Source organism: Gilliamella sp. Pra-s52 (assembly GCF_009795805.1).
In the GTDB taxonomy this organism is placed as follows: domain Bacteria; phylum Pseudomonadota; class Gammaproteobacteria; order Enterobacterales; family Orbaceae; genus Gilliamella.
Window position 1 is genome coordinate 304,411 of the sequence record NZ_WTEY01000002.1, and the last position, 24,327, is coordinate 328,737.

24 protein-coding genes and 2 pseudogenes are annotated in these 24,327 nt (G+C 36.4%); 14 read left to right on the forward strand and 12 right to left on the reverse strand.

Annotation, left to right across the window (positions count from 1 at the left end; genetic code table 11):
* Positions 1-13: 13 nt before the first annotated feature.
* Both folA and GQ594_RS03580 read right to left on the reverse strand, forming a co-directional pair.
* Positions 14-523, reverse strand: a complete 510-nt coding sequence (gene folA, locus GQ594_RS03575; RefSeq protein ID WP_160400289.1) for a type 3 dihydrofolate reductase — start codon at positions 521-523, stop codon at positions 14-16.
* A gap of 10 nt (positions 524-533) precedes the next feature.
* Positions 534-1,598, reverse strand: a complete 1,065-nt coding sequence (locus GQ594_RS03580) for an MJ1255/VC2487 family glycosyltransferase (RefSeq protein ID WP_160411454.1) — start codon at positions 1,596-1,598, stop codon at positions 534-536.
* Between the two features lie 218 nt (positions 1,599-1,816).
* Here GQ594_RS03580 and GQ594_RS03585 point away from each other — a divergent pair, with 218 nt between their 5' ends.
* The 6 genes from GQ594_RS03585 (at position 1,817) to GQ594_RS03610 (ending at position 8,243) form a co-directional block, all read left to right on the forward strand.
* Positions 1,817-2,194, forward strand: coding sequence for a hypothetical protein (locus GQ594_RS03585; RefSeq protein ID WP_160411455.1), 378 nt, complete (start codon positions 1,817-1,819; stop codon positions 2,192-2,194).
* Positions 2,195-2,316: 122 nt separating this feature from the next.
* Positions 2,317-3,855, forward strand: a complete 1,539-nt coding sequence (locus GQ594_RS03590) for a multicopper oxidase family protein (RefSeq protein WP_160411456.1) — start codon at positions 2,317-2,319, stop codon at positions 3,853-3,855.
* Between the two features lie 202 nt (positions 3,856-4,057).
* Positions 4,058-4,402 carry a hypothetical protein gene (locus GQ594_RS03595; protein WP_160411457.1) on the forward strand — a complete coding sequence of 115 codons (345 nt, stop codon included), beginning with the start codon at positions 4,058-4,060 and terminating at the stop codon, positions 4,400-4,402.
* 77 nt (positions 4,403-4,479) lie between these two features.
* Entirely contained in the window at positions 4,480-7,209 is a 2,730-nt protein-coding gene (secA, locus tag GQ594_RS03600; protein ID WP_160411458.1) for a preprotein translocase subunit SecA, read from the forward strand.
* Between the two features lie 117 nt (positions 7,210-7,326).
* Positions 7,327-7,731: an 8-oxo-dGTP diphosphatase MutT gene (gene mutT, locus GQ594_RS03605; protein WP_065635591.1), complete on the forward strand. Its 405-nt coding sequence runs from the start codon at positions 7,327-7,329 to the stop codon at positions 7,729-7,731.
* 296 nt (positions 7,732-8,027) lie between these two features.
* Positions 8,028-8,243: a DUF4177 domain-containing protein gene (locus GQ594_RS03610; protein ID WP_160400283.1), complete on the forward strand. Its 216-nt coding sequence runs from the start codon at positions 8,028-8,030 to the stop codon at positions 8,241-8,243.
* Positions 8,244-8,470: 227 nt separating this feature from the next.
* Here the strand turns inward: GQ594_RS03610 and GQ594_RS03615 are convergent, their stop codons facing one another.
* From GQ594_RS03615 to GQ594_RS03635, 5 genes are read right to left on the reverse strand one after another with little or no spacing between them, the layout of a single operon-like run.
* On the reverse strand, positions 8,471-8,854 hold the full coding sequence (locus GQ594_RS03615) for a DMT family transporter (RefSeq protein WP_160400282.1): 384 nt from the start codon (positions 8,852-8,854) through the stop codon (positions 8,471-8,473).
* Positions 8,854-9,210: an EamA family transporter gene (locus GQ594_RS03620; protein WP_160400281.1), complete on the reverse strand. Its 357-nt coding sequence runs from the start codon at positions 9,208-9,210 to the stop codon at positions 8,854-8,856. Before GQ594_RS03620 ends, GQ594_RS03615 begins: the two co-directional genes overlap by 1 nt.
* Complete coding sequence (gene zur, locus GQ594_RS03625; protein ID WP_160411459.1) at positions 9,198-9,632, reverse strand: zinc uptake transcriptional repressor Zur; 435 nt, start codon at positions 9,630-9,632, stop codon at positions 9,198-9,200. The genes GQ594_RS03620 and zur overlap by 13 nt, the downstream gene beginning before the upstream one ends.
* 16 nt (positions 9,633-9,648) lie before the next feature.
* On the reverse strand, positions 9,649-9,927 hold the full coding sequence (locus tag GQ594_RS03630; RefSeq protein WP_160400279.1) for an RnfH family protein: 279 nt from the start codon (positions 9,925-9,927) through the stop codon (positions 9,649-9,651).
* Between the two features lies 1 nt (position 9,928).
* Positions 9,929-10,390: a type II toxin-antitoxin system RatA family toxin gene (locus tag GQ594_RS03635; RefSeq protein ID WP_160400278.1), complete on the reverse strand. Its 462-nt coding sequence runs from the start codon at positions 10,388-10,390 to the stop codon at positions 9,929-9,931.
* Between the two features lie 33 nt (positions 10,391-10,423).
* On the opposite strand from GQ594_RS03635, the gene smpB reads away from it, so the two are divergent.
* The 6 genes from smpB (at position 10,424) to GQ594_RS03665 (ending at position 17,870) form a co-directional block, all read left to right on the forward strand.
* Positions 10,424-10,906 carry an SsrA-binding protein SmpB gene (smpB, locus tag GQ594_RS03640; RefSeq protein WP_160400277.1) on the forward strand — a complete coding sequence of 161 codons (483 nt, stop codon included), beginning with the start codon at positions 10,424-10,426 and terminating at the stop codon, positions 10,904-10,906.
* Positions 10,907-11,389: 483 nt separating this feature from the next.
* Positions 11,390-12,670, forward strand: a complete 1,281-nt coding sequence (locus GQ594_RS03645; protein ID WP_160411460.1) for an MFS transporter — start codon at positions 11,390-11,392, stop codon at positions 12,668-12,670.
* A gap of 92 nt (positions 12,671-12,762) precedes the next feature.
* Positions 12,763-13,680: a GntR family transcriptional regulator gene (locus tag GQ594_RS03650; protein WP_160411461.1), complete on the forward strand. Its 918-nt coding sequence runs from the start codon at positions 12,763-12,765 to the stop codon at positions 13,678-13,680.
* A gap of 118 nt (positions 13,681-13,798) precedes the next feature.
* Positions 13,799-15,238 (forward strand): tagaturonate reductase, encoded by a 1,440-nt coding sequence (locus GQ594_RS03655; RefSeq protein WP_160411462.1) that lies wholly within the window; start codon positions 13,799-13,801, stop codon positions 15,236-15,238.
* Between the two features lie 27 nt (positions 15,239-15,265).
* Positions 15,266-16,282 carry a zinc-binding alcohol dehydrogenase family protein gene (locus GQ594_RS03660; RefSeq protein WP_160411480.1) on the forward strand — a complete coding sequence of 339 codons (1,017 nt, stop codon included), beginning with the start codon at positions 15,266-15,268 and terminating at the stop codon, positions 16,280-16,282.
* Between the two features lie 70 nt (positions 16,283-16,352).
* Positions 16,353-17,870: a UxaA family hydrolase gene (locus GQ594_RS03665; protein WP_160411463.1), complete on the forward strand. Its 1,518-nt coding sequence runs from the start codon at positions 16,353-16,355 to the stop codon at positions 17,868-17,870.
* Between the two features lie 166 nt (positions 17,871-18,036).
* Here GQ594_RS03665 and lolA read toward each other — a convergent pair whose 3' ends face one another.
* Positions 18,037-18,630: an outer membrane lipoprotein chaperone LolA gene (lolA, locus tag GQ594_RS03670; protein ID WP_160400269.1), complete on the reverse strand. Its 594-nt coding sequence runs from the start codon at positions 18,628-18,630 to the stop codon at positions 18,037-18,039.
* A 179-nt stretch (positions 18,631-18,809) separates the two neighbouring features.
* Here lolA and GQ594_RS03675 point away from each other — a divergent pair, with 179 nt between their 5' ends.
* Both GQ594_RS03675 and GQ594_RS03680 read left to right on the forward strand, forming a co-directional pair.
* Positions 18,810-20,141, forward strand: a complete 1,332-nt coding sequence (locus GQ594_RS03675; RefSeq protein ID WP_442903522.1) for a replication-associated recombination protein A — start codon at positions 18,810-18,812, stop codon at positions 20,139-20,141.
* Between the two features lie 200 nt (positions 20,142-20,341).
* A pseudogene (locus tag GQ594_RS03680) lies at positions 20,342-20,497 on the forward strand (integrase core domain-containing protein); the annotation flags it as partial.
* A 155-nt stretch (positions 20,498-20,652) separates the two neighbouring features.
* Here GQ594_RS03680 and GQ594_RS03685 read toward each other — a convergent pair.
* From GQ594_RS03685 to GQ594_RS03700, 4 genes and pseudogenes are all read right to left on the reverse strand, one after another.
* Positions 20,653-21,750, reverse strand: a complete 1,098-nt coding sequence (locus GQ594_RS03685) for a DUF6708 domain-containing protein (protein ID WP_160411466.1) — start codon at positions 21,748-21,750, stop codon at positions 20,653-20,655.
* 44 nt (positions 21,751-21,794) lie between these two features.
* On the reverse strand, positions 21,795-22,892 hold the full coding sequence (locus GQ594_RS03690; RefSeq protein ID WP_160411467.1) for a DUF6708 domain-containing protein: 1,098 nt from the start codon (positions 22,890-22,892) through the stop codon (positions 21,795-21,797).
* 44 nt (positions 22,893-22,936) lie between these two features.
* Positions 22,937-24,040, reverse strand: a complete 1,104-nt coding sequence (locus tag GQ594_RS03695; RefSeq protein ID WP_160411468.1) for a DUF6708 domain-containing protein — start codon at positions 24,038-24,040, stop codon at positions 22,937-22,939.
* Between the two features lie 45 nt (positions 24,041-24,085).
* Positions 24,086-24,327: pseudogene (locus tag GQ594_RS03700) on the reverse strand (hypothetical protein); the annotation flags it as partial.

Genomic DNA, 24,327 nt, shown 5'->3' on the forward strand with positions numbered 1-24,327 from the left:
TTAATTACAATACTTAACCTTTAGGCTTTCTTTCTAAAATTTCAAATCGACATAAATAACGATTTTTATCATCGGGTTGATGACTTTCTTGATGAATAACTTGCCACTGTTCAGGCAAATAATCAGGAAAATAAGTATCGCCCTGCAATTTAGCATCAATATGAGTCAAATAAAGCCGATCGACTAAAGGTAATGCCTGATGATAAATATTCCCACCACCAATAATAAACGCCTCATCAACATGCTGTGTTTGTGCTAACAATATAGCTGCATCTATCGATTGTACCCAACTCACGTTTGGAACTAAATTAGCTTCTGGCGAAGCTTGCCTTGAAATAATAATATTGTGCCGAGCAGGTAACGGACGTCCAATAGACTCAAATGTCTTTCGCCCCATAATAACAGGTTTATTAAGCGTATTTTTTTTAAACCATGCCAAATCTGCGGGCAAATGCCAAGGCATTTGATTATCTAAGCCAATTACACGGTTATCAGCCATGGCTACAATAATACTTAATATCATATTCGTTCCGTCACACATACCCTAAAGATTTTATTTTCTGATTGACATTATCGGGAAAGATAGTTTGGCTCCAAAGCCGCTCACTTAAAGAGAGCAATGATTCTTTTTGACCAGCAACAATCCAGTTAGCTAGTGCTGTCGCCACATCGGGATAAACAATGGGCATTGGTGATGGTAAATCAAGCCAATACTTAAGTTTGATACTGTTTAAATTTTCCATCACAGTTGCCATATCAAGTGACTGCAAACATTGCGCATTATAAATTTGTTCAAATTGCCCCGAAACTGGTTTAGTAAGAATCTTTTTGCCAAGCGTTAATGCTTCAGAAATCAATGCAAAACCTGTATTTGAAATAATACCAGAACAACTCACTAACGCTTTGGTAAAATTATCACGACCAAGGGGCTGAAAATGAATATTGCCTTGTTGTGATTCTAACTTTATATCAGGATGAAAACAGATAAATTGATGATGCTGAAATTGTTTTAACATCGCAATGATTTTATCTAAGCTCTCAAATGGCAAATAAACCACAATATTGCCATCTTCTGTTGGTATTGCTTGGAATGAATCGATCATTGGTGGTAACAACTTATGCCCAAAATGAAACCAGTGTAGACCAATTGGCTTAGTAACAGGCGCATAATATTTCATAATAACATTAGCGACTAATCCATATTCTTTAGGTTTCAGATATTGGCATACAGCTTGATTGCTTATTCCTAAACATTCACGATTCTGGTGATGCGCTGCCCAAGCACTAACTGGCTCAAAATCACTAATAATGCAATCATACTTCGACAAATCAAGCTCACGCACATCTTTTATCAACCTAAAAGCTCGAATTCGTTGCACAGTTTTACGAAAATTTATTTTACCATTAAGCGTAGCAAAGGTGACGCCACGATAAGTCTTATAATCGCCAAAGTCTTGCATATCAAAATAGTCTTTAGGATCACGACCACTAAAAATATAATCAACGTCAGCTCCAACCTTTTTCAGTGCTTTAGCTAAAGTTCTACAACGACTGACATGGCCATTTCCTGTTCCTTGAACACCAAAAAGAATTTTCATATCAATATTATTTACCAATTATTACTGATAAATATCATACCAGAACACTTTATAATTATCTTATTTTTTTGCCACATAAACTTAAAATTTTAACATTATTTAATGATTGATAGATAAATCGACAAACTGATACAATTAAATTAAACTACTTACATTAAAGTGATGTTCAAACTTTAAGTAGAACAGTTATTTATTTTACGAAAATAGTGAGAGCTCAAGTGCCCATAAACCTTAAAAATAAATCAATTTGCTTAATAGTTGTATTGGCGTCAATACTATTTTGGTTTATTTACTCTTCATGGCACTTATCTAATTTATCATTATCATCGCCTTTAACTTGTCATACTGCTTGTTCCTCATCTGTAGTAACGACCAAACACACATCCCTTTCTCATCAGCAAGATTTGATTTTGCAAAAAAAACCAGTTATGTCGGCTTGTGCTTTATTTTATCAATGTTCAACATGCAGTATTTTAGATTCTAATTTCCCTCTAAAACTTTATATCTCGTCTGGCAGTGAACGATATCTGCCTATAAAGCCTATTCCACAATATAACGAATTTGTTCCAGAGTTAAGACCACCGCAAACTGTTTAATTGATTTATGTAAATAAAAGCAGTAAGTAACACAACACACAATCACCGAAATGATGTTGATATTTGTTTTATCAACATAATCATTAAGTTATTGTTAAATTTAACTATTTTTGAGGAATATTATGAAACGTCGAAATTTTTTGATGAATATTACCGCGGCTATCGGTGGACTGGTCGCAACTAAAGCTATAGCCAAAATAGATCACAACAACATGCATAACATGGTGTGCGATATTAATTCTGATGAATGTCAAAAAGGGGATGGTACGCACCAACACATGAACATGAATAACAATCAAATGCCACAAAAACTCCTACCGACTTCAGCACTACCACAAGGAATGGATTTACCAACTTTGACCAACTTAAAAAATGACAGCAACCAAAAAGGATTTTTTGAAGCAACATTATATCTAAAACCAACAAAAATAGCCTTAACTCCGAATTTAATCACGGAATTTTGGACCTATAATGGAATGACACCCGGCCCTAAAATCGAAGTATTTGAAGAAGATCATGTCAAAATCACTGTGAAAAATGAACTAACTCAACCAACGACAGTTCATTGGCATGGTTTGCTCATTCCATCCGATCAAGACGGCAACCCACAAAACGAAATTCCAGCAGGAGGCAGTCGAACTTATGAATTTACCATTCCTAAAGGGTCTGCAGGCACTTATTGGTACCATCCTCACGGGCACAATACAGTAGCCGAACAAGTTTATCGCGGTTTAGCCGGCACATTTATTGTTCGCAGCAAACACGATCCACTAACACCAATCCCTGAACAAAATTGGTTCTTTTCGGATCTAAAATTAACCGACAAAGGTCAAATTGCTGATAACTCAATGGTCGATTGGATGAATGGACGTGAAGGCCAATTTGTATTGATCAACGGCAGTTACCGCCCAAAAATCAAAATAGGTTCAGCCACACGTATCCGAGTATGGAATGCGTGTTCAGGTCGATATCTTAATCTTTCTATCCCTAATTGCGATGTCTATTTAGTGGGCACTGATGGCGGACTATTAGCAAAACCTTATCTACTGACCAAACCCTTATTATTAACACCCGCTGAACGTGCTGAATTAGTCATCATGCCAAAACAAACTGGTACTGTCTATCTGCAATCAATCGGATACGATCGCAATAAAATGGGCAATGTACCACCAGAACAAGATATAATACTGGGCGAGTTAGTACTGACTAAATCCGATCCGATCACCTTACCAAACACATTAAACCAACTACCTAACATGGGGCCGGCTGTCGCCCATAAATTACTGGAATACACCGAAGTAATGGACATGAAACAGCCACATGGTGGTATGTTGTTTTTAATTAATGGCAAACGTCATGATATGTCGCGAATTGATCTAAAAAGCAAAATTCACGATATTGAAGAATGGACAATATTCAATAACTCCCATATGGATCACAACTTCCACATCCATGGCGCACAGTTTATTGTACAAACACACGAATTAAATGGTAAAAAAACTCAGCCAGACTATATTGCCTTAAAAGATACCATTAATTTACGACCACACGAAAAACTCACCATCAAAATACAGCAAAACCTTCCTGGGCTTCGCATGTATCACTGTCACATTATTGAACATGAAACACTCGGCATGATGGGGCAATTAATGGTGGAATAATATTCCCCCCTACTTTCTTTCCTTAATTCAACGCTTAATATGATTGGATTAAGGGAAGATAAATGAACAAAAACTCGCTTATTACTACCGAAAAAAGCGAGTTTTTATAAGCCTATCCACTTATTAAAATTCCTTTTATTAAATTATTCCCCTTGTAATAAAGGTTTTTTATTTTGCTAAAAAATGCTAAAATGCGCGGATTATGGTCGTCATTAATTATTGGCAAAAACTCAGCAAACGGTTGATTATCAAAACCGCTTTATCGCACTTATTATTAGGTGTGATTGCTGCTGGATTTGGTTTATGTCAAAACGAAGCGCTGCCGTCAGAATCGGATGTTTCTCAAAGTGGAATCATGACAATTACATCAATTGTACAAGATCACCAAGAAACAGCCCCAAAACAGTCACAAACGCTAGCACATACCCAAAAACAGCATATTACAGCATTTTTAATAACGCCTAATTATGATGATCTTTCCCCTAGCAAAGCAATCCGACTATCTCCTTACAACGGCATACGCGCTGGGCCAAAAACGACCTGTTAGAATTTACACTCAAATAAAACTAATTTTTATACAAGACGAATGCCTTAAAATCCGTATTAAAAAACAAGAGAAAAGTTATGTTATTAAAGTTATTAACAAAAGTATTTGGTAGCCGCAATGAGCGCGTATTAAAAAACATGCGTAAGCGAGTAGAAAGAATCAACGCCCTTGAACCTGCAATGGAAGCATTATCAGATGCTGAGCTTAAAGCCAAAACCACAGAATTCCAACAAAAGATTGCAGAAGGAACTCAATTAGACGATATTTTAGAAGAAGCCTTTGCCGTAGTGCGTGAAGCAAGTAAACGTGTATTTGGTATGCGTCATTTTGATGTACAGCTAATCGGCGGTATGGTATTAAACGAACGTTGCATTGCTGAAATGCGTACTGGTGAAGGTAAAACCTTAACAGCAACATTACCAGCTTATTTAAATGCTTTAACAGGCAAAGGGGTACATGTCATTACCGTTAATGACTATTTAGCACAACGCGATGCTGAAAATAACCGCCCGTTATTCGAATTTTTAGGGTTAACCGTTGGCATCAACCTACCAAACATGCCGCCACACGAAAAACGTGATGCCTACAATGCTGATATCACCTATGGTACCAACAACGAATATGGCTTTGATTACCTACGTGATAACATGGTATTTAACAAAGAATCACGCGTACAGCGCCCACTACATTACGCTTTAGTCGATGAGGTTGACTCAATTCTTATTGACGAAGCCAGAACGCCACTGATCATTTCAGGACAAGCAGAAGACAGCTCAGACAAATACATTAGTGTCGACAAAATAATTCCACACCTAGTTCGACAAGAAAAAGAAGATTCTGAACAATTTCAAGGCGATGGCGACTTTTCGATTGACGAAAAATCCCGTCAAGTTAACTTAACAGAGCGTGGATTAATTAAAGTTGAAGAATTGCTCATAAAACAAGGCATCATGAAAGGTGAAGAATCACTTTATGCACCAAGCAACATCGTATTAATGCATCATGTCAATGCCGCCCTACGCGCCCATCACCTATTCCACCGAGACGTTGATTATATTGTTAAAGACAATGAAATTATCATTGTTGACGAACATACTGGCCGGACCATGGATGGTCGTCGTTGGTCTGATGGCTTACACCAAGCGGTTGAAGCCAAAGAGCACGTTAAAATCCAAAACGAAAACCAAACACTGGCTTCAATCACCTTCCAAAACTATTTCCGCTTATACGAAAAACTAGCTGGAATGACAGGTACAGCAGATACTGAAGCATTTGAGTTTAACCAAATTTATGGTTTAGATACCATCGTTATCCCAACCAATCGCCCAATGCAACGAAAAGATCAATCCGATCTTGTCTACATGACCGAAAAAGAAAAAATCAATGCAATTGTGGCTGATGTACAGGAATGTGTAAAACGCGGACAACCTGTCCTTGTTGGTACCGCCTCGATCGAAAAATCAGAGCTCGTATCGCAAGCGTTCAAAAAAGCAGGCATTAAACACAATGTTTTAAATGCTAAATTTCACGCTCAAGAAGCTGAAATTATTGCTAATGCCGGTAGCAAAGGCGCAGTCACCATTGCCACCAACATGGCTGGGCGTGGTACCGACATTATGCTAGGCGGAAACTGGCAAAACGAAATAGCAAAACTAGAAAACCCAACGCCAGAAGACATTGAAAAAGCCAAACAAGCTTGGCAAGCAAGACACGAAGAAGTGATTGCACTAGGAGGGCTATATATTTTAGGTACTGAGCGTCATGAATCACGTCGTATCGACAACCAATTGCGTGGTCGTGCTGGCCGTCAAGGTGACCCTGGGGCTTCACGTTTTTACCTATCGCTTGAAGATCCATTAATGCGAATCTTTGCATCAGACCGCATTGGCGGCATGATGCGAAAACTAGGCATGAAAGAAGGCGAAGCCATTGAACACCCATGGGTAACCAAAGCCATTGCCAACGCACAAAAGAAAGTTGAAAGTCGTAACTTTGATATTCGTAAACAACTTCTAGAATATGACGATGTTGCCAACGATCAACGTAAAGTAATCTACCAAGAGCGAAACGGATTACTTGATAACAGCGACATAAAAGAGACCATAGACTCGATCCGAGGTGATGTATTTAACGCCTTAATCGACCAATACATTCCACCACAATCGATTGAAGAAATGTGGGATATTCCGGGGCTGGAATCGGCACTAAAAACAGACTTTGACTTAGATTTACCTATAGCAAAATGGTTAGATGAAGAGCAAAATCTGCATGAAGAAACCCTGCGTGAACGTATTTTACAAATGGCGCAAGACCGATACCTAGAAAAAGAAAACACCGCAGGCGCTGAAGCATTTAGACATTTTGAAAAAAGCGTCATGCTACAAACGCTTGATACACTATGGAAAGAGCATTTAGCCTCGATGGATTACTTACGCCAAGGTATCCACTTACGCGGTTACGCACAAAAAGATCCAAAACAAGAATATAAACGAGAATCATTTAATATGTTTGCTAGCATGTTAGAATCGTTAAAATATGATGTTATTGGTATTTTAAGCCGTGTACAAATTCGCTCACAAGAAGAAGTCGACGAAGCAGAACGCCAACGCCTTGCCGAAATGGAAAAATTAATGGCTAAACAGCAAGCTAACCATGAATCACTAGCAGGCATGAGTGGTGAAAGTGAAGCGCAGCCAACTGGAGCACCACAACCCATGGTGAGAGCACAAGCCAAAGTAGGACGCAACGATCCATGCCCTTGCGGTTCAGGTAAAAAATATAAACATTGTCATGGCGCTGTTAATTAAGACAAAAATTTAGTATTATCAAATAAATTGATGTTTAAATCACCGATGAAAGTCGGTGATTTAATAAAAAGGAAAAATGCTCTCTTTCCCTAAATTTATAGATAAACAGACAGAATTATGAAAAAACATACTGAAATTGCTGTAGGTATTATTCGTTCACAAAATTGTCAAATTTTTATTACCCAACGCGGTGAAGATTCTCATCTTGCTGGTTTTTGGGAATTCCCCGGAGGGAAAATAGAAGCCCACGAAACCCCATATCAAACCTTACAACGAGAAATCGCCGAAGAAGTTGACATCCATATTCATCAAGCCCAGTTTTTAAAAGTTTTTGAGCACAGTTATGAAGACCGAGATATCACCATTCATGCCTATTTGGTTGAAGAGTGGGATGGTGTGCCATTTGCGAAAGAAGGGCAACCAAGCCGTTGGGTTGATCAAGAAGAGCTAAATGCTGATGAATTTCCAGATGCCAATAGGCCGATTATTGAGATGCTAAAAAATTTAGATAAGCAGATATAGAGAATTATTTCGTTTTTTGCAAAAAACAAAAACTTTAATAAAATCAATGCCTTTCCTGATCAATTTTTTGTGGTGATTTTATTAAATGATAATATCTATGTGCTTTGTCAATTGCTCAAAAACTATTTTTAAATTAGTTAACAATAAACGGCGTAAAAAATGGATTAAAACATCTATTTTTTAAAGATTTATTAAGAAGTTGAGAATAAGAGGCTAAAAAGTATATAATGCCGCCTATTTTTGATGGTGCTTACCATTGAGAATGATGTTAATAAAAAATTAAGGAACTAATTATTATGAAAGAATATAAGGTTATTGTTTTTCAAGAAGGTGCTTTGTCTTCATTGCTTTTGGGTAATGCTAATGTTAATGAAGTTAAATTTACAGAAGCGTTAAATAAGAATGCAGAACAGGGTTGGCGAGTTGTCACGATGGAAAAAGATATGCGTCGCTTATTTTTATTTTGGAAAAGAGAAGCTTATTTAGTGGTACTTGAACGAGAACGAAACTAAATAAAACTGAATTCGCTTATCTATTTTTGTATCTAATTTGTCTAACAAAGCAAAAATAGATAAGGGATGTCTGATAGTTAATTTGGCAGTTGCTATAGTGATTTATTAAGTAGGATCATTAGCTTAGTCAACTCAACGTTCCTCCTCCCTTTTTTATACATAAAATAATATTGCTTATTTTTTGCAATTAAACATAAGTTTCAATACAAAAAGCTAAAAGCGAGAAACTAAGATTTATGCTGTAATCTTTGTTCAGCCAAAGCAAGAAAGACAATGCCAATAATAATACATAATGCCCCTAATAGCCGAGCTATGGTGATTTGTTCTTCAAAAACAATTACCGATACCAGCATAACAGTAACTACCTGTAGATGAGATGCCGCAAATGCTGGGCCGACAGGAGCTTTTTTTAATAATACCATCCATGTGATAAACGCCCCTGTATAGCCCAACATGACTAAGTAAGCCCAACCATAAGAAAATATGCGCACTAGCCAATCAAAACTGATTTCAAACGGTAAGGCCGATAGTGCAGTTAATTTAAAGCTAGTTTGCCCAAAAGTATCAAAAAATAGTAGTAAGATAAAACCGATAATGTAAAACTTTTTCATTAAGTTAGCCCCACTAATACTACGCCAGTTGTAATAAAAAGTATCCCTACAATACGAAATAAGGTAAGGTGCTCTTTAAATAGGATGCGCCCTGCTAGCATAACTGTAATGATGTTAAATGATCCTAATAAGATGCCTGCCGATAAAGACACTTCGCTTAAAAATGCTAGCCAAAATATAAAGCCAAGAAAGTAAGAGCCAAAACCAATCCAAAGCCAAATATTGGCAAATAATCTTTGCCAATAATGTAAGCCTTGTTTGTTTTTAGAAGTGATCGCCGCATACTTAAACGCAATTTGCCCGATCGTGTCGCAGGTAAGGTTAATGAGCCAAAGCGCAATAATTAAGGTTGACACTGCTGACAAAGTCCATGTATTTCAAGCACACTGTGCTTTATTAAGTATTGATTGTGGTGTGCGAGTTGTTTTAGCTGTTCTTCGATTTGTTCAGAATGTTTTTCAATAATTTGTTGGCATTTATCACAAATAAATAAAATGGAAATATGTTCAGGATCTTGAAAATGTGGACAGATGATATAACTATTAGAAGATTCCACTTTGTGGATAAAGCCTTGCTCAAGCAAAAACTCAAGCGCACGATAAATTGTCGGTGGTTTGGCTTGTGGCTCACTGGTTTTGAGTAGATCTAAAAGATCATACGCACTCATCGCTTTATTAGCCGTTAACATAATGTCTAAAACGGTTCGGCGTTGCGTTGTCAGTTTAATGCCACGCTTTTTGCATAAAGTTTCAATTTTTTCAATTAGTAGATTATGCATTTAGTTTCCTTTGCCTTTATCGATTATTTTTTTGTGTCGCTTTTCTTCGTCTTATTTCTTTGGGGTCGTTGATTAATGGCCGATATATTTCAATGCGATCCCCCGCTTTTACCCGTTGAGTCGGTTCACAACGCTTTCCATAAATGCCAATTAGATGTTCATCCAATTTAATCTGACATAACGATAAGATATTGGATTTTGTAATTGCTTGCAAGACATTCGTTTGCTCATCGACATTGCAATCAATGACTGTTGCGTTATTCGGTAACGCATAAACCACTTGAATATTTATCATTTTAATAAATCTGCCTTGCTCGTTTTGAAAACGCATTAACCATACCGTTCATGATCTCTTTAAAGACGGGAGTAAAAGTCATATCCAATAATTTATTTTTGAACTCAAAATCTAAATTAAAGCTGATTTTACTTTTTTGGGGTGCGATTTCAACAAATTGCCATCGACCTGATAATTTTTTAAATGGACCTTCTAATAGCGTCATATCAATTGAGTTAGGTTCGTTAATTTGATTTAATGTGGTGAACGATTTTTTAAAACCGAACTTTTCAACCTCAATAAATGCGGCAATGGTATTATTTTGTTTTCTAATAATACCCGTTGCGATACAATCTGGAATAAATTCTGGATATTTTTCAATATCGTTGACTAAAGCAAACATTTGCTCAATGGTATAAGGTTCAATAACTTCGTGAAAAATATGTGCCATAGTAATAAAATAAAAAGCTAAAATTAGTAGCATATAATATCACGTAACTCTATAATAACGCACATTATGACTAAGAAAAAATCACATAAGCCAGGTTCGGCAACCATTGCATTAAATAAACGTGCACGCCATGAGTACTTCATTGAAGAAGAAATCGAGGCGGGATTATCCCTGCAAGGCTGGGAAGTCAAATCACTGCGCGCAGGTAAAGTCAATATTAGCGATAGCTATGTTCTGCTAAAAGATGGCGAAGCATGGTTATTTGGGGCGACCATTACTCCGTTGAATGTTGCTTCAACTCATGTTATTTGCGAACCTATGCGCAACCGTAAGTTATTGCTAAATGAGCGTGAACTTAATTCATTATTTGGCCAAATCAATCGCCAAGGTTATACCGTTGTTGCCCTTTCTTTATATTGGAAGAATGCATGGGCGAAAGTGAAAATTGGGGTAGCCAAAGGTAAAAAAGAGTACGATAAACGTTCCGATATTAAAGAACGCCAATGGCAAGTTGATAAAGCGCGTATCATGAAGAACGCCAATCGGTAATGTTTGGCTTTCCCTTGATTGAACTTGATCGCAACAAATTACTCATCAATTAGCTTTAACTAAAGTTATGTTTGGCGGGTAAACATAATCTATTTATTGAATTTCTTCAACAAATTTTATAAAACAAACCATCATAATAACCAGATAATAAAGATGAATTGAAAAGATGAACGTTTTCTAAAATAATTATGATAAATATTCCAACTACATAAATAATATACCTCAATTCCCCCGAGTCTAAGAACATATAAAAAAGATGTAATACAATTAATAAAGAAATAAAAAAACAAATAAAAAACAGAAAAATATTATCCCGACCACAATCAAACAAACAATTCCTTATCCGAATGAATTTTTTCTCTACTATCTATATAGCCATTTCTAGTGAAATGGCTTATTCGTTAATCATCTTTATTATCTTAATCAATAATAAGGTAACTAAATGAATATATTATTAAATAATTTATAGAAAGAGGTTTTTTTATGCCTAAAAAAAATAGTCGTGTTCGATTCCATATAGCAATACTCATGTTATTTGCTATTGTGATTAACTATTTAGATAGAACTGTAATGTCTGCAGCTGCACCTATTATTGCGACTGATTTAAATATTTCACCTGAGGCAATGGGATGGATCATGTCTGCATTTTTCTTAAGCTATGCATGTTGCCAAATTCCTGCTGGCTTCCTTGCTGATCGTTTTGGACAAAGAAAGACCCTTGCAGGTTCAGTTACGTGGTGGTCTTTAGCTACAGGCGCAACAGCATTAGCAACATCACCAATTGGTTTTATTTTCTCTCGAGTTTTTATGGGCATTGGCGAAGCAGCTGCATATCCGTGTAATGGTGGCATTACCGCAAAATGGTTCCCTGATAGAGAAAGGGGGCGTGTTACGGCACTGTTTGATAGTGGTTCTCGCTTCGGTACAGCATTTGCAATGCCTCTTGTTGTTTGGATTATTGCTAGTTGGGGATGGCATGCAGCATTTTTTATTTGTGGCGCTTTGGGCCTTCTTTGGGTTGTTTGGTGGTTATGTGTTTACCAAGATCCTGAGCAACACCCAAGGATTAGTGAAACAGAATTAAAATATATTCGTGAAGGTCAAATTAAAAAAGAAGGAATAGACAATATACAACCCATGAAATGGTATCAATTATTAAAATACCGCAATGTGCTTGCTATGTGTATTGGCTTTTTTATGCTTAATTATGCAGTCTATTTTTTTATTACTTGGTTTCCAACCTATTTAATGAAAGAACGGGGTTTAAGCTTGACTGAAATGGGTTTTCTTGCCATGTTACCGCCTTTATGTGGCATCATTGGACAATGGATCGGTGGTTGGTTAACTGATTTTATCTATATCAAAACCAATAACATCAATCTTGCAAGAAAAATTAACTTAGTTGGCGGAATGTTAATTGCAACTTCAATTTCACTTGCTGGCTTAGTTGATTCAATAACTATCATGATGGTACTACTTTGTATTTCATATATTGGCCTTGCTTTTGCTGGTTCAGCTATTTGGTGTCTACCAGGTGATATTGCACCAAGAAATATGACATCCGTTTTAGGAGGAATCCAAAACACTGTTTCAAATTGTGGTGGTATATTAGGTCCAATTGTAACAGGGTATATTATTGGAGCAACAGGTTCATTTATGTATGCATTAGTGGTTTCGGGGTGTGCTTGTGCTATAGGTGCACTTGTATATTTACTCGTATTAAAGGACATTAAACCAATTACAGAAAGTCAATCTACTTTATAAATTAGCCATTTTATTAGAAAATCCTAGCAAGACTATTTGGTAGGATTTTTTCAAACTCCTATTATTATAATAACATTATCGAGAAACATAATATGGGCAGAAGTCAAACATTAAGACAAAATACCATCAATCAATTTATTGATTGCATTAATAATAATATATTATCTTTTCCATTACCTTCTATTTCAATTCTGGCTGACGCTTTCAACGTGAGTAGAACAACTATCCGAGCTGTACTTGAGTATTTATGTAGAACTGAAATTTTACTATTTAGCAATAACGAATATCATTTATTACGGGAACCAACAAACGAGGATAAAATTGCCTGTATTTTTGAAAAGAGATCAATACAAGATAAAAAGTTTGAAACTTATTTTTACGATTTAATCAATCACAAAAAATTATTACCTGGAGATAATTTTAATGAAATTCAACTTGCGAAAGAAACCAAAGTAAATCCTATTGTTGTTCGTGAATTTTTATTACGTTTTTTGCACTATGGATTGATTAATAATATAAAAAAAGGTGAATGGGAATTAGTTACCTTTGCTAAAGACTACGCAGAAAAGCTTTATGAATTTAGAAGTGTTTTAGAAATATTTGCACTTAAAGCATTTATGTCTCAACCCGATAACCATATTAACTGGATAAAAGCACGAGAATTATTACAACGCCATAAGAATTTTCAACAAAAAATACAAAATGAATACACGCACTTTTCAACACTTGATCGTGATTTCCATCAATTGATTTTATCTTGTAATGATAATCCATTTTTTATGCAGTCGTTTGATTTAATTTCAGTGATATTTCACTTTCATTATCAGTGGGACAATAGTGACCTCAAAGAACGCAATAGTATTGCTGTATCAGAACATATAGCAGTATTAACAGCTATTTTACAAAAAAATGAACACAATGCCATTGAAGCATTGTGCCGTCATTTAAATACAGCTAAAACATCAATGCAAGAATCGATTGGTCGAACATTAACCATAAAAAACAGATAAAAAACAAAAAATTTTTATACCCAACACGAAACAAATAAAAAAATAAATACTGTTTTTTATCTTCTTTTATAGTTCTCTTTACTTACTATCTCGCAACATAATTAAAGAGAACTATTCTATGAAAAAACAATTAAATAGAACTAACTTTCCCGGCCCTAGCTACCCTGAAAAAATTCTCCAATTTGGTGAAGGAAATTTTCTAAGAGCATTTGTTGATTGGATTGTTGATAATCTAAACCAAAAAACAGATTTCAATAGTGGCGTAACTATTGTAAGACCAATTGATACTCATCAACCATCCATCAACGAACAAGATGGACTTTATACCACAATTATTCGTGGGTTGAATGAACAAGGTGACGCTATTGCAACACCTAGAATTATCTATTCCGTTAACCGAGAAATTTTGATATATCAAGATTATCAATTATATTTAAAATGCGCTGAGAATCCTGACTTAGAATTTATTTTCTCTAATACCACTGAAGCTGGAATCGCATTTAACGATAAAGATAAAGCAACCGATACACCACCAACGACTTTCCCAGCTAAACTAACCTGTTTTTTACATCATCGATTCGAGTTTTTTAACGGACAAAAAGATAAAGGTTTAATTATTATTCCATGTGAACTTATTGACTATAATGGTGAAAAGTTAAAAGAACTAGTACTAGAATATGCAAAATTATGGAATCTTAGTAATAGCTTTATTACTTGGATCAAAGAAAGCAATACATTTTGTTCAACATTAGTCGATCGTATTGTCACTGGTTATCCAAAAGACGAAGCCATACAACTTGAACAACAACTTGGTTATCAAGACCGTTTTTTAGATACTGCTGAATACTTCTATTTATTTGTTATTCAAGGACCAGATTGGTTAAAACAAAAATTAAAACTTGACCAATTAGATCTGAACATTTTAGTGGTTGATGATATTAAACCGTACAAAGAAAGAAAGGTCGGCATTTTAAATGGTGCCCATACAGCAATGGTTCCTGTTGCTTACCTTGCTGGGCTACGTACTGTTGGTCAATGTATGAATGATTCGCAAATTGAAACCTTTGTTAAAAATCTTTTGAATCAAGAAGTGATCCCAACCTTATCTTTAGATAAAAAGCAGCTAGAAAAATTTGCCGATGAAGTATTAAAGCGTTTTAAAAATCCATTCATCAAACATGAACTCATGTCTATTTCTTTAAATTCATTAACGAAATTTAAAACTCGCTTATTACCACAGCTATTAACCTACAGTCAACGATTTAACTGCCCTCCTAAATATATTTCGTTTTCATTAGCCGCACTTATTGCTTTTTATCGTGGAGAGTACCAAGGTCAAGTGATTTCATTAACTGATGATACGCACTTATTAGCAAAATTTAAAGAATGGCAGCCACTTTATCAAAATGACGTCAAAACATTAGTAACAAACGTCTTAAAAATGACTGAACATTGGGGACAAGATTTAAATACTGTCACTGGGTTGACCGATTTAGTCTCGGAAAATCTAAAAAATATTTTATCCCACAATATTAAAAATTATATTCCAAACAATTAAACATCAGGAGTCAATCAAATGCCTAAAATGAAATATATTGTTATTCCAGAACCAGGGAAAGTTGAAATCAGAGAAGCAGAAAAACCGACTTTACAGAAGGGCGAAGCAATCTTAAAAGTATTATACGGTGGGATTTGTGGTTCTGACATGGGAACATATAAAGGCACATTCCTTTATGCTAGCTATCCCCGCATTCCTGGTCATGAATTTTCGGCTGAAGTAGTAGAAGTTGGTGAAAACGATTATGGCATCAAAAAAGGCATGATTGTGACAGCAAATCCCTACTTTAATTGTGGCAAATGTTACTCTTGCCGTCGTGGATTTGTTAACTGTTGTACAAGCAATCAAACTCTTGGTGCACAACGTGATGGTATTTTTAGAGAATATTACAGTATGCCAATTGAACGTATTTATGATGGTAAAGGATTAGATGCATTAACTCTCTCAATGATTGAACCATTTTGTATTAGCTACCATTCCATTCAACGTACCTCAGTAAAAGAAGGAGACAAAGTACTCGTTGTGGGGGCAGGACCTATCGGTTTATTTGCGGTTATGGCAGCGATATTAAAAGGTGCGGAAGTTTATGTAAGTGATGTTATGCCGTCACGATTAGATAAAGCATTATCACTTGGTGCAAAGGATGTGATTCGTACTGATAAAGAAAATTTTGAAGAAAGAGTAAAAGAATTAACACAAGGTAATGGTTTTGACGTCTGTATTGAATGTGCTGGACTACCACAAACTTTCCAAAACTGTATTGATGCAGCTGCGTTCCGTGGGCGTATTGGTTTAGTGGGTGTAAGTAAGCAAAAATTAGATTTTGCCTTTACCCAAATTCAAACTAAAGAATTAGATATTTTTGGCTCCCGTAATGCACTCAAAAAAGATTTTGTCGAGTTAATTGATTTAGTCAGTTCAGGAAAATGTGATGTTAAAAAAATCATTACCGATGTATACGAATTAGCTGATGCTGAAAACGCATTCAAAGAAATGCGTGACGATCCAAGTACTCGACTAAAATCAGTAATTAAAATCGGTTAAACAAATAACAACCAACTACAGACTTCCGTTATCAAAATTAGCGGAAGTCTGTAGTTTTAGGAATAGAATTATGAAAAAAACAATTAAAATCAATGATAATGATAATGTCATTATTGCATTAGAAACTTTACAGCAAGGAGACAAAATCATTAGTGAACAATTAGTAATCCAACAACAAATTACTGCATTACAAGATATTCCATCAGGCCATAAAATAGCCATAAAACCAATTACAAAGGGTGAAAATATTGTAAAATATGGTTTTCCAATTGGTCATGCCACACAAGCAATTCAAGTAGGCGAACATGTCCACACCCATAATGTAAAAACCAATCTTGGCGAACTTGATAAATACCAATATCAACCTATTATTGAACAAATATCAACACCATTTTCCGACAGACAGGTCAATCTTTATCGAAGAAAAAATAAAGAAGTAGGTATTCGTAATGAACTTTGGATAATTCCCACCGTAAGTTGTGTTAATGGTATCGCAGAACAAATTCGTAAACAATTTTTAGCGAATATTTCTCAAGATCTCTCACAAAAATCACCTAATTTTGATGGTGTGTATCTACTCTCTCACCCCTATGGTTGTTCACAATTAGGTACTGATCACCAAACAACCAAAACGATATTACAAGATATGGTTAAACATCCGAACGCTGGTGGTGTTTTAATCATTGGCTTAGGTTGTGAAAATAATCAACTTAGTGCATTTAAGGAAAGTCTTGGTGAATATGACCACGAGAGAATTCGTTTCATGATCGCACAAGAAGTTGAAGATGAAATAAAACAAGGTGTCAATTATTTACACGAAATCTATCAAGTAATGAAATCAGATCAACGCCAACAAGGCAAGTTAAGTGAACTAAAATTTGGGCTTGAATGCGGTGGTTCTGATGGTTTATCAGGAATTACAGCTAACCCATTATTAGGAAAATTTTCTGATTATATTATTACTCACGGGGGCACCAGTGTATTAACTGAAGTACCTGAAATGTTTGGTGCTGAAAAAATTTTAATGTCTCATTGTATTAATGAACAAATATTTGAAAAAACAGTCAATATGGTTAACAACTTTAAGCAATATTTTATGTCATACAATCAGCCTATTTACGAAAATCCATCGCCAGGCAATAAAGCAGGGGGTATTACGACACTAGAAGATAAATCACTAGGCTGTACCCAAAAAGCAGGAAACAGTACAGTGGTTGATGTATTAGAATATGGCGATAGACTCAAAAAAACCGGTTTGAATTTATTATCAGCTCCTGGTAACGATGCCGTCGCAACAGGAGCCTTAGCAGCAGCAGGTTGCCATATGGTGCTATTTTCAACTGGACGAGGGACACCTTATGGCGGTGTAGTACCAACTGTAAAAATATCAACCAATTCATCATTAGCACACAAAAAAACACACTGGATTGATTTTGATGCAGGGAAATTAGTAAACGGAACAAAAATGGATAAATTGTTAGAACAGTTTATTGATTTAATTGTACAACTAGTTAATGGCAAACAAACATGCAATGAAATTAACGAATTTCGTGATCTCTCTATCTTTAAAAATGGAGTAACAGAATAATGCACCTAACGATTAATGATAAATAGTGCTTAAAGTTAAGCTTTGATACTTTAATATATTGGCAACGTTAATCACTAAAAATGACACTTTACCTGACAGGTACCGAATATAAAATCAGTAACTATCAGATTGTTATTAAATTAACACCTTAAGATCTTATAATCAACTAACGCTGATCATCAATCATCACACCTGATGGCGGCGTAAATTGGAACTTATCTAGTGATACTTTACCTAATTTTTGTCGAGACAAGTCATAAAAACTGCGTTGGCCATCTTCTTCAATAATCGTAAAGTTAGAAATCATCCCCGTAGGTAATACCGAAATAATAAAATCTTGATTAGATCCATCCGTTGGTTTGAGTGTAAAGGAATCTTGTTTACGCGTTACTTGATAAACATTCCAAATTGGGTTATGACTATCTGTAATAAGTAACATTAAGCGATTATCTACCGCTTTTTTTAAGTCCATCACGCTCACTTGCTCAACTGCAGGGGTATATACCCACATATTTTTGCCATCAGAAATGATTGAGGTTTGGTCTGGTTCATTCATTGTCCAATTAAAATAATAAGGTCGATTAACCCACAAATCCCCCTTACCTTCCTGCACGGGTTGATTGTCTGCCGTTTTTACATTTTGAGAAAAACTAGCATAAAACCCTTCAATTTTATCTAAACGTTGTTGCAATACTTCTTTATCACCAGCCCACACTGATAAACTTGCCAACAATCCAATTAACAATAAACACTTCTTCATGCCCAATCCTTACGTTTCATCTAACAACTTAAATAAAGTCCAATAACTAAATTAGTTTAAAATATTACCGTTTTTATTCTAATGGTAAAAGATATTTTCTTTTCTTTTTTCACTTATTAAATAACGAGTATATAATAGATTCAATTTGCCAATTTGGATAATGACCTGCCATGCCAAGTATGTCTTTTGAATTTACTACCGATGAATTTAAACCATTAGCGGCCAGAATGCGCCCTAGAACCTTATCAGAATACATAGGGCAAACTCATTTGTTAGGTGAAAACAAACCACTCCCAAAAGCCATTGAAGCAGGTAATTTACACTCAATGATTCTTTGGGGACCACCAGGTACAGGCAAAACAACATTGGCCGAAATTATTGCTCACCATGCAAATGCAAAAGTTGAGCGAGTATCTGCCGTGACATCAGGCATTAAAGACATTCGCGAAGCGATTGAAAGGGCAAAAATCAACCAACAAGCTGGTGTTCGTACTATTTTGTTTGTCGACGAAGTTCACCGCTTTAATAAAAGTCAACAAGATGCCTTTTTACCGTATGTTGAAAACGGTACGGTAACGTTTATTGGCGCTACGACTGAAAACCCATCATTTGAACTCAATTCAGCCTTACTATCGCGCGCACGAGTGTATCTGCTTAAGTCATTAACTCAACACGATATTGAGCAAATTTTACAGCAAGCAATGGACGAGCCAAACCGTGGTTACGGTAATCAAAATATCCAACTTCCTGAAGAAACCAAAAAACAGATTGCCGAATTTGTCGGTGGCGATGCAAGGCGTGCGCTTAATACACTTGAACTATTGGTCGATATGTCTGATGGTCAGGCATTAACACCCGAACTACTAAAAGAAGTCATGGGTGAACGCAGCGCTAGGTTTGATAACCAAGGAGACCGTTTTTACGATTTAATTTCAGCCGTCCACAAATCGATTCGAGGATCCGCTCCCGATGCTGCACTTTATTGGTATGCAAGGATAATCTCGGCTGGTGGTGATCCGCTTTATGTTGCTCGTCGGTTATTAGCCATTGCCTCAGAAGATGTCGGTAATGCCGATCCCAGAGCCATGCAAGTGGCGCTATCTGCGTGGGACTGCTTTACCCGCGTAGGTCCTGCCGAAGGTGAACGCGCAATTGCACAAGCGATTATCTACCTTGCTTGCGCACCAAAAAGTAATGCCGTTTACCTTGCTTTTAAACAAGCAATGAGTGACGCTCAATCCAAACCCGATTACGATGTCCCTGAGCATCTGCGTAACGCACCAACTAACTTAATGCAAAAACTCGGCTACGGCGCTGAATATCGCTACGCCCACGACGAACCCAACGCGTTTGCCGCAGGTGAAAACTACTTCCCGAAAGAAATGGCCGACACAAAATACTACCATCCAACACCTCGTGGTGCAGAGAAGAATTACACCGATAAATTAGCATGGCTAGAGGCTCAAAACCAAGCAAGTTCTATTCAACGTTATAAGTCTAAAAAAAATTAACACCTTTGGTGGTGGTAATAAATTGATAAAATATGCTGCTAGTTTTAGATATAAACGAATTGGGAATATAACAAAGCCAATATTAAAAAGGTTGACACTCACTGATTTGAACGATAATCATGATAAGAAACCAATTTTTATTATGCCAATAAAAAATCGGTCAGGAAAGGCATTGATTTTATTGAAGTTTTTATTTAGACCGTACAGAGGTATTGGATTTATATCTTTTTAATAATCTGGAACAGGTAAGAAAGGTAACCGAAGAGTGGCTAACAATTTATAACACCGAAAGACCACATGAGGCATTAAATAACATGACACCGCTCGAATATAAAACATTAAAACAGGCAGCTTAATTTTCTACGTGAGTTGTGTACTAAGTTTGGGGGTATTTACACGTTAATTTTGTTTTTTATGTTTATTACTCAATTTTTTAAATTACTGTAAAAATGCGAATGACTTCTATAGGTTTTAAATCCTGTTGTTATTGTTTTAAAAAATGGTTTTTATATTAAGAATTTCCATAATCAACGCGTTTTCCTGTTTTTTCGTCACGCACACCCCATTCTAAACGGCTATCTAATAGAGCTTGTTGTACCTTAGGGGGATAGTCCGATAAGGTGGTTTCTTTAGGGATCGGTTTGCCCACTTGACCGGCTTGGCGTATAACTTTTGGCCATCGCGGTTGCCAACACAGGCATTCCGAAATAAAGTAGCCGATAGTGTAAAACGGTAATAAAATTAAAAATACAGGAATAAGCAGTAAATACACCCATGCCGTTGGGGCATTTTTAGCTGCATGAATCATGGGCTTTATATGCCCCTCAAAGCCATGAAAAGGCATGGGTAAATGGGTGCTTAGGCGTGGTTTTGGCAAGTTTTCGGGGCCGTGCTCCATATACCGGCGAATAAATTCCCATTCGTCTTTATAGTCTTGGACATTATAAGTATTTTTGCCAATGCCGACTGATTGAGCAACCGGAAAGCCAGTTTTATACGGGTGAAAGGTCATTAGGTTAACCATATTGGTGCCCCCCATATCTGAGCCGGTTTCGCCAAAGTTAGCCGGCATAATATGTTCCCACTTAAATACCACCGTGCCACCACAATATTTAGGGCGCTGAATATACACTTGCCTTGTGATTCGATTAAATCGTACCCGAATATGGCGGATGGTAAATAGTTCAAAGCGGTAAATATAGCGGAAATAGCGGATACATAAGTAAGTTGAAGTAAAAAATATAATGAGAACAAATATCATAGCAAATGTATTTGAGGCAATTTTAGTTGTTTCATGATTGTATAATCGAACTGCAGTTATTATAAATAAGTCAAAAGTTGTAAAGGGTATTAAAAAAATAAGTAATGTTATCCAAGTCAAAATTCCCCGAAAATTTTCAAACATGCCACCACGGATCTCTAAATAGCGATCGTTATAGGCGTAGTAAGGTCCTATTGGTCTGGGATTATTACTGACGGATTCTTGAGTGTAGTTTTTCTGTACCTCTTTTAGCGTCATATCGCCACTGGTATAACCCATTTTTAATTTTTTGCGAGTTTCGGCTTTTATGGCACTACCAAACCATAATAAAAATTCACCAACGTACATTGATTTTAAATCCTGTTGTTATTATTTTAAAAAGTATTTTTATGTTATGAATTTCCATAATCAACGCGTTTTCCTGTTTTTTCATCACGCACACACCATTGCAAACGGCTATCTAATAGAGCTTGTTGTACCTTAGGGGGATAGTCTGCTAAGGTGGTTTCTTTAGGGATCGGTTTACCCACTTGACCAGCTTGGCGTATAACTTTTGGCCATCGCGGTTGCCAACACAGGCATTCCGAAATAAAGTAGCCGATAGTGTAAAACGGTAATAAAATTAAAAATACAGGAATAAGCAGTAAATACACCCATGCCGTTGGGGCATTTTTAGCTGCATGAATCATGGGCTTTATATGCCCCTCAAAGCCATGAAAAGGCATGGGTAAATGGGTGCTTAGGCGTGGTTTTGGCAAATTTTCGGGGCCATGCTCCATATACCGGCGAATAAATTCCCATTCGTCTTTATAGTCTTGGGCATGATAAGTATTTTTGCCAATGCCGACTGATTGAGCAACCGGAAAGCCAGTTTTATACGGGTGAAAGGTCATTAGGTTAACCATATTGGTGCCCCCCATGTCTGAGCCAGTTTCGCCAAAGTTAGCCGGCATAATATGTTCCCACTTAAATACCACGGTGCCACCACAATATTTAGGGCGCTGAATATACACTTGCCTTGTAATTCGATTAAATCGTACCCGAATATGGCGGATGGTAAATAGTTCAAAGCGGTAAATATAGCGGAAATAGCGGATCAATAAATAAGATAAAATTATAGTAATAATTAAGTATATTATTATAAAAAGCATCCCAGATATAATACCGTCATCTTCATGATTATATATGTTTAAAGCTATTTTAAATCCTAAATTCCAACTAACATAAGGAATCAAAAAAATAAGTAATGTTATCCAAGTCAAAATCCCCCGAAAATTTTCAAACATGCCACCACGGATCTCTAAATAGCGATCGTTATAGGCGTAGTAAGGCCCTATTGGTCTGGGGTTATTACTGACGGATTCTTGCGTGTAGTTTTTTTGGACCTCTTTTAGCGTCATATCGCCACTGATATAGCCCATTTTTAATTTTTTGCGAGTTTCGGCTTTTATGGCACTACCAAACCATAATAAAAATTCACCAACGTACATTGATTTTAAATCCTGTTGTTATTATTTTAAAAAGTATTTTTATGTTATGAATTTCCATAATCAACGAGCTTTCCTGTTTTTTCGTCACGCACACACCATTGCAAACGGCTATCTAATAGAGCTTGCTGTATGTTAGGGGGATAGTCCGATAAGGTGGTTTCTTTAGGTATCGGTTTGCCCACTTTACCGGCTTGGCGTATAACTTTTGGCCAGCGCGGTTGCCAACACAGGCATTCCGAAATAAAGTAGCCGATAGTGTAAAACGGTAATAAAATTAAAAATACAGGAATAAGCAGCAAATACACCCATGCCGTTGGGGCATTTTTAGCTGCATGAATCATGGGCTTTATATGCCCCTCAAAGCCATGAAAAGGCATGGGTAAATGGGTGCTTAGGCGTGGTTTTGGCAAGTTTTCGGGGCCGTGCTCCATATACCGGCGAATAAATTCCCATTCGTCTTTATAATCTTGGGCATGATAAGTATTTTTGCCAATGCCGACTGATTGAGCAACCGGAAAGCCAGTTTTATACGGGTGAAAGGTCATTAGGTTAACCATATTGGTGCCCCCCATATCTGAGCCGGTTTCGCCAAAGTTAGCCGGCATAATATGTTCCCACTTAAATACCACCGTGCCACCACAATATTTAGGGCGTTGAATATACACTTGCTTTGTGACTCGATTAAACCGTACCCGAATATGGCGGATGGTAAATAGTTCAAAACGGTAAATATAGCGGAAATAGCGGATACATAAGTAAGTTGAAATTAAACAAATGATTGAAAAAAAAACAATAGCAAATATACCAGAGCCTATTTTAGTTTCATCCCATTGATTATTATGAATTTTAAAAGCTATTTTGAAAGCAAAATATCCTGCTATTCCAGGAATTGTAAATATAAACAAGCTAATCCAAGTCAGTATACCCCGAAAATTTTCAAACATGCCACCACGGATCTCTAAATAGCGATCGTTATAGGCGTAGTAAGGTCCTATTGGTCTGGGATTATTACTGACGGATTCTTGCGTGTAATCTTTTTGAACCTCTTTTAGCGTCATATCGCCACTGGTATAACCCATTTTTAATTTTTTGCGAGTTTCGGTTTTCATAGCACTACCAAACCATAATAAAAATTCACCAACGTACATCGATTTTAAATCCTGTTGTTATTATTTTAAAAAGTGTTTTTTATATTAAGAATTACCATAATCAACGAGCTTTCCTGTTTTTTCGTCACGCACACACCATTGCAAACGGCTATCTAATAGAGCTTGCTGTATGTTAGGGGGATAGTCAGCTAAGGTGGTTTCTTTAGGGATCGGTTTGCCCACTTGACCAGCTTGGCGTATTACTTTTGGCCATCGCGGTTGCCAACACAGGCATTCCGAAATAAAGTAACCCACGGTGTAAAACGGTAATAAAATTAAAAATACAG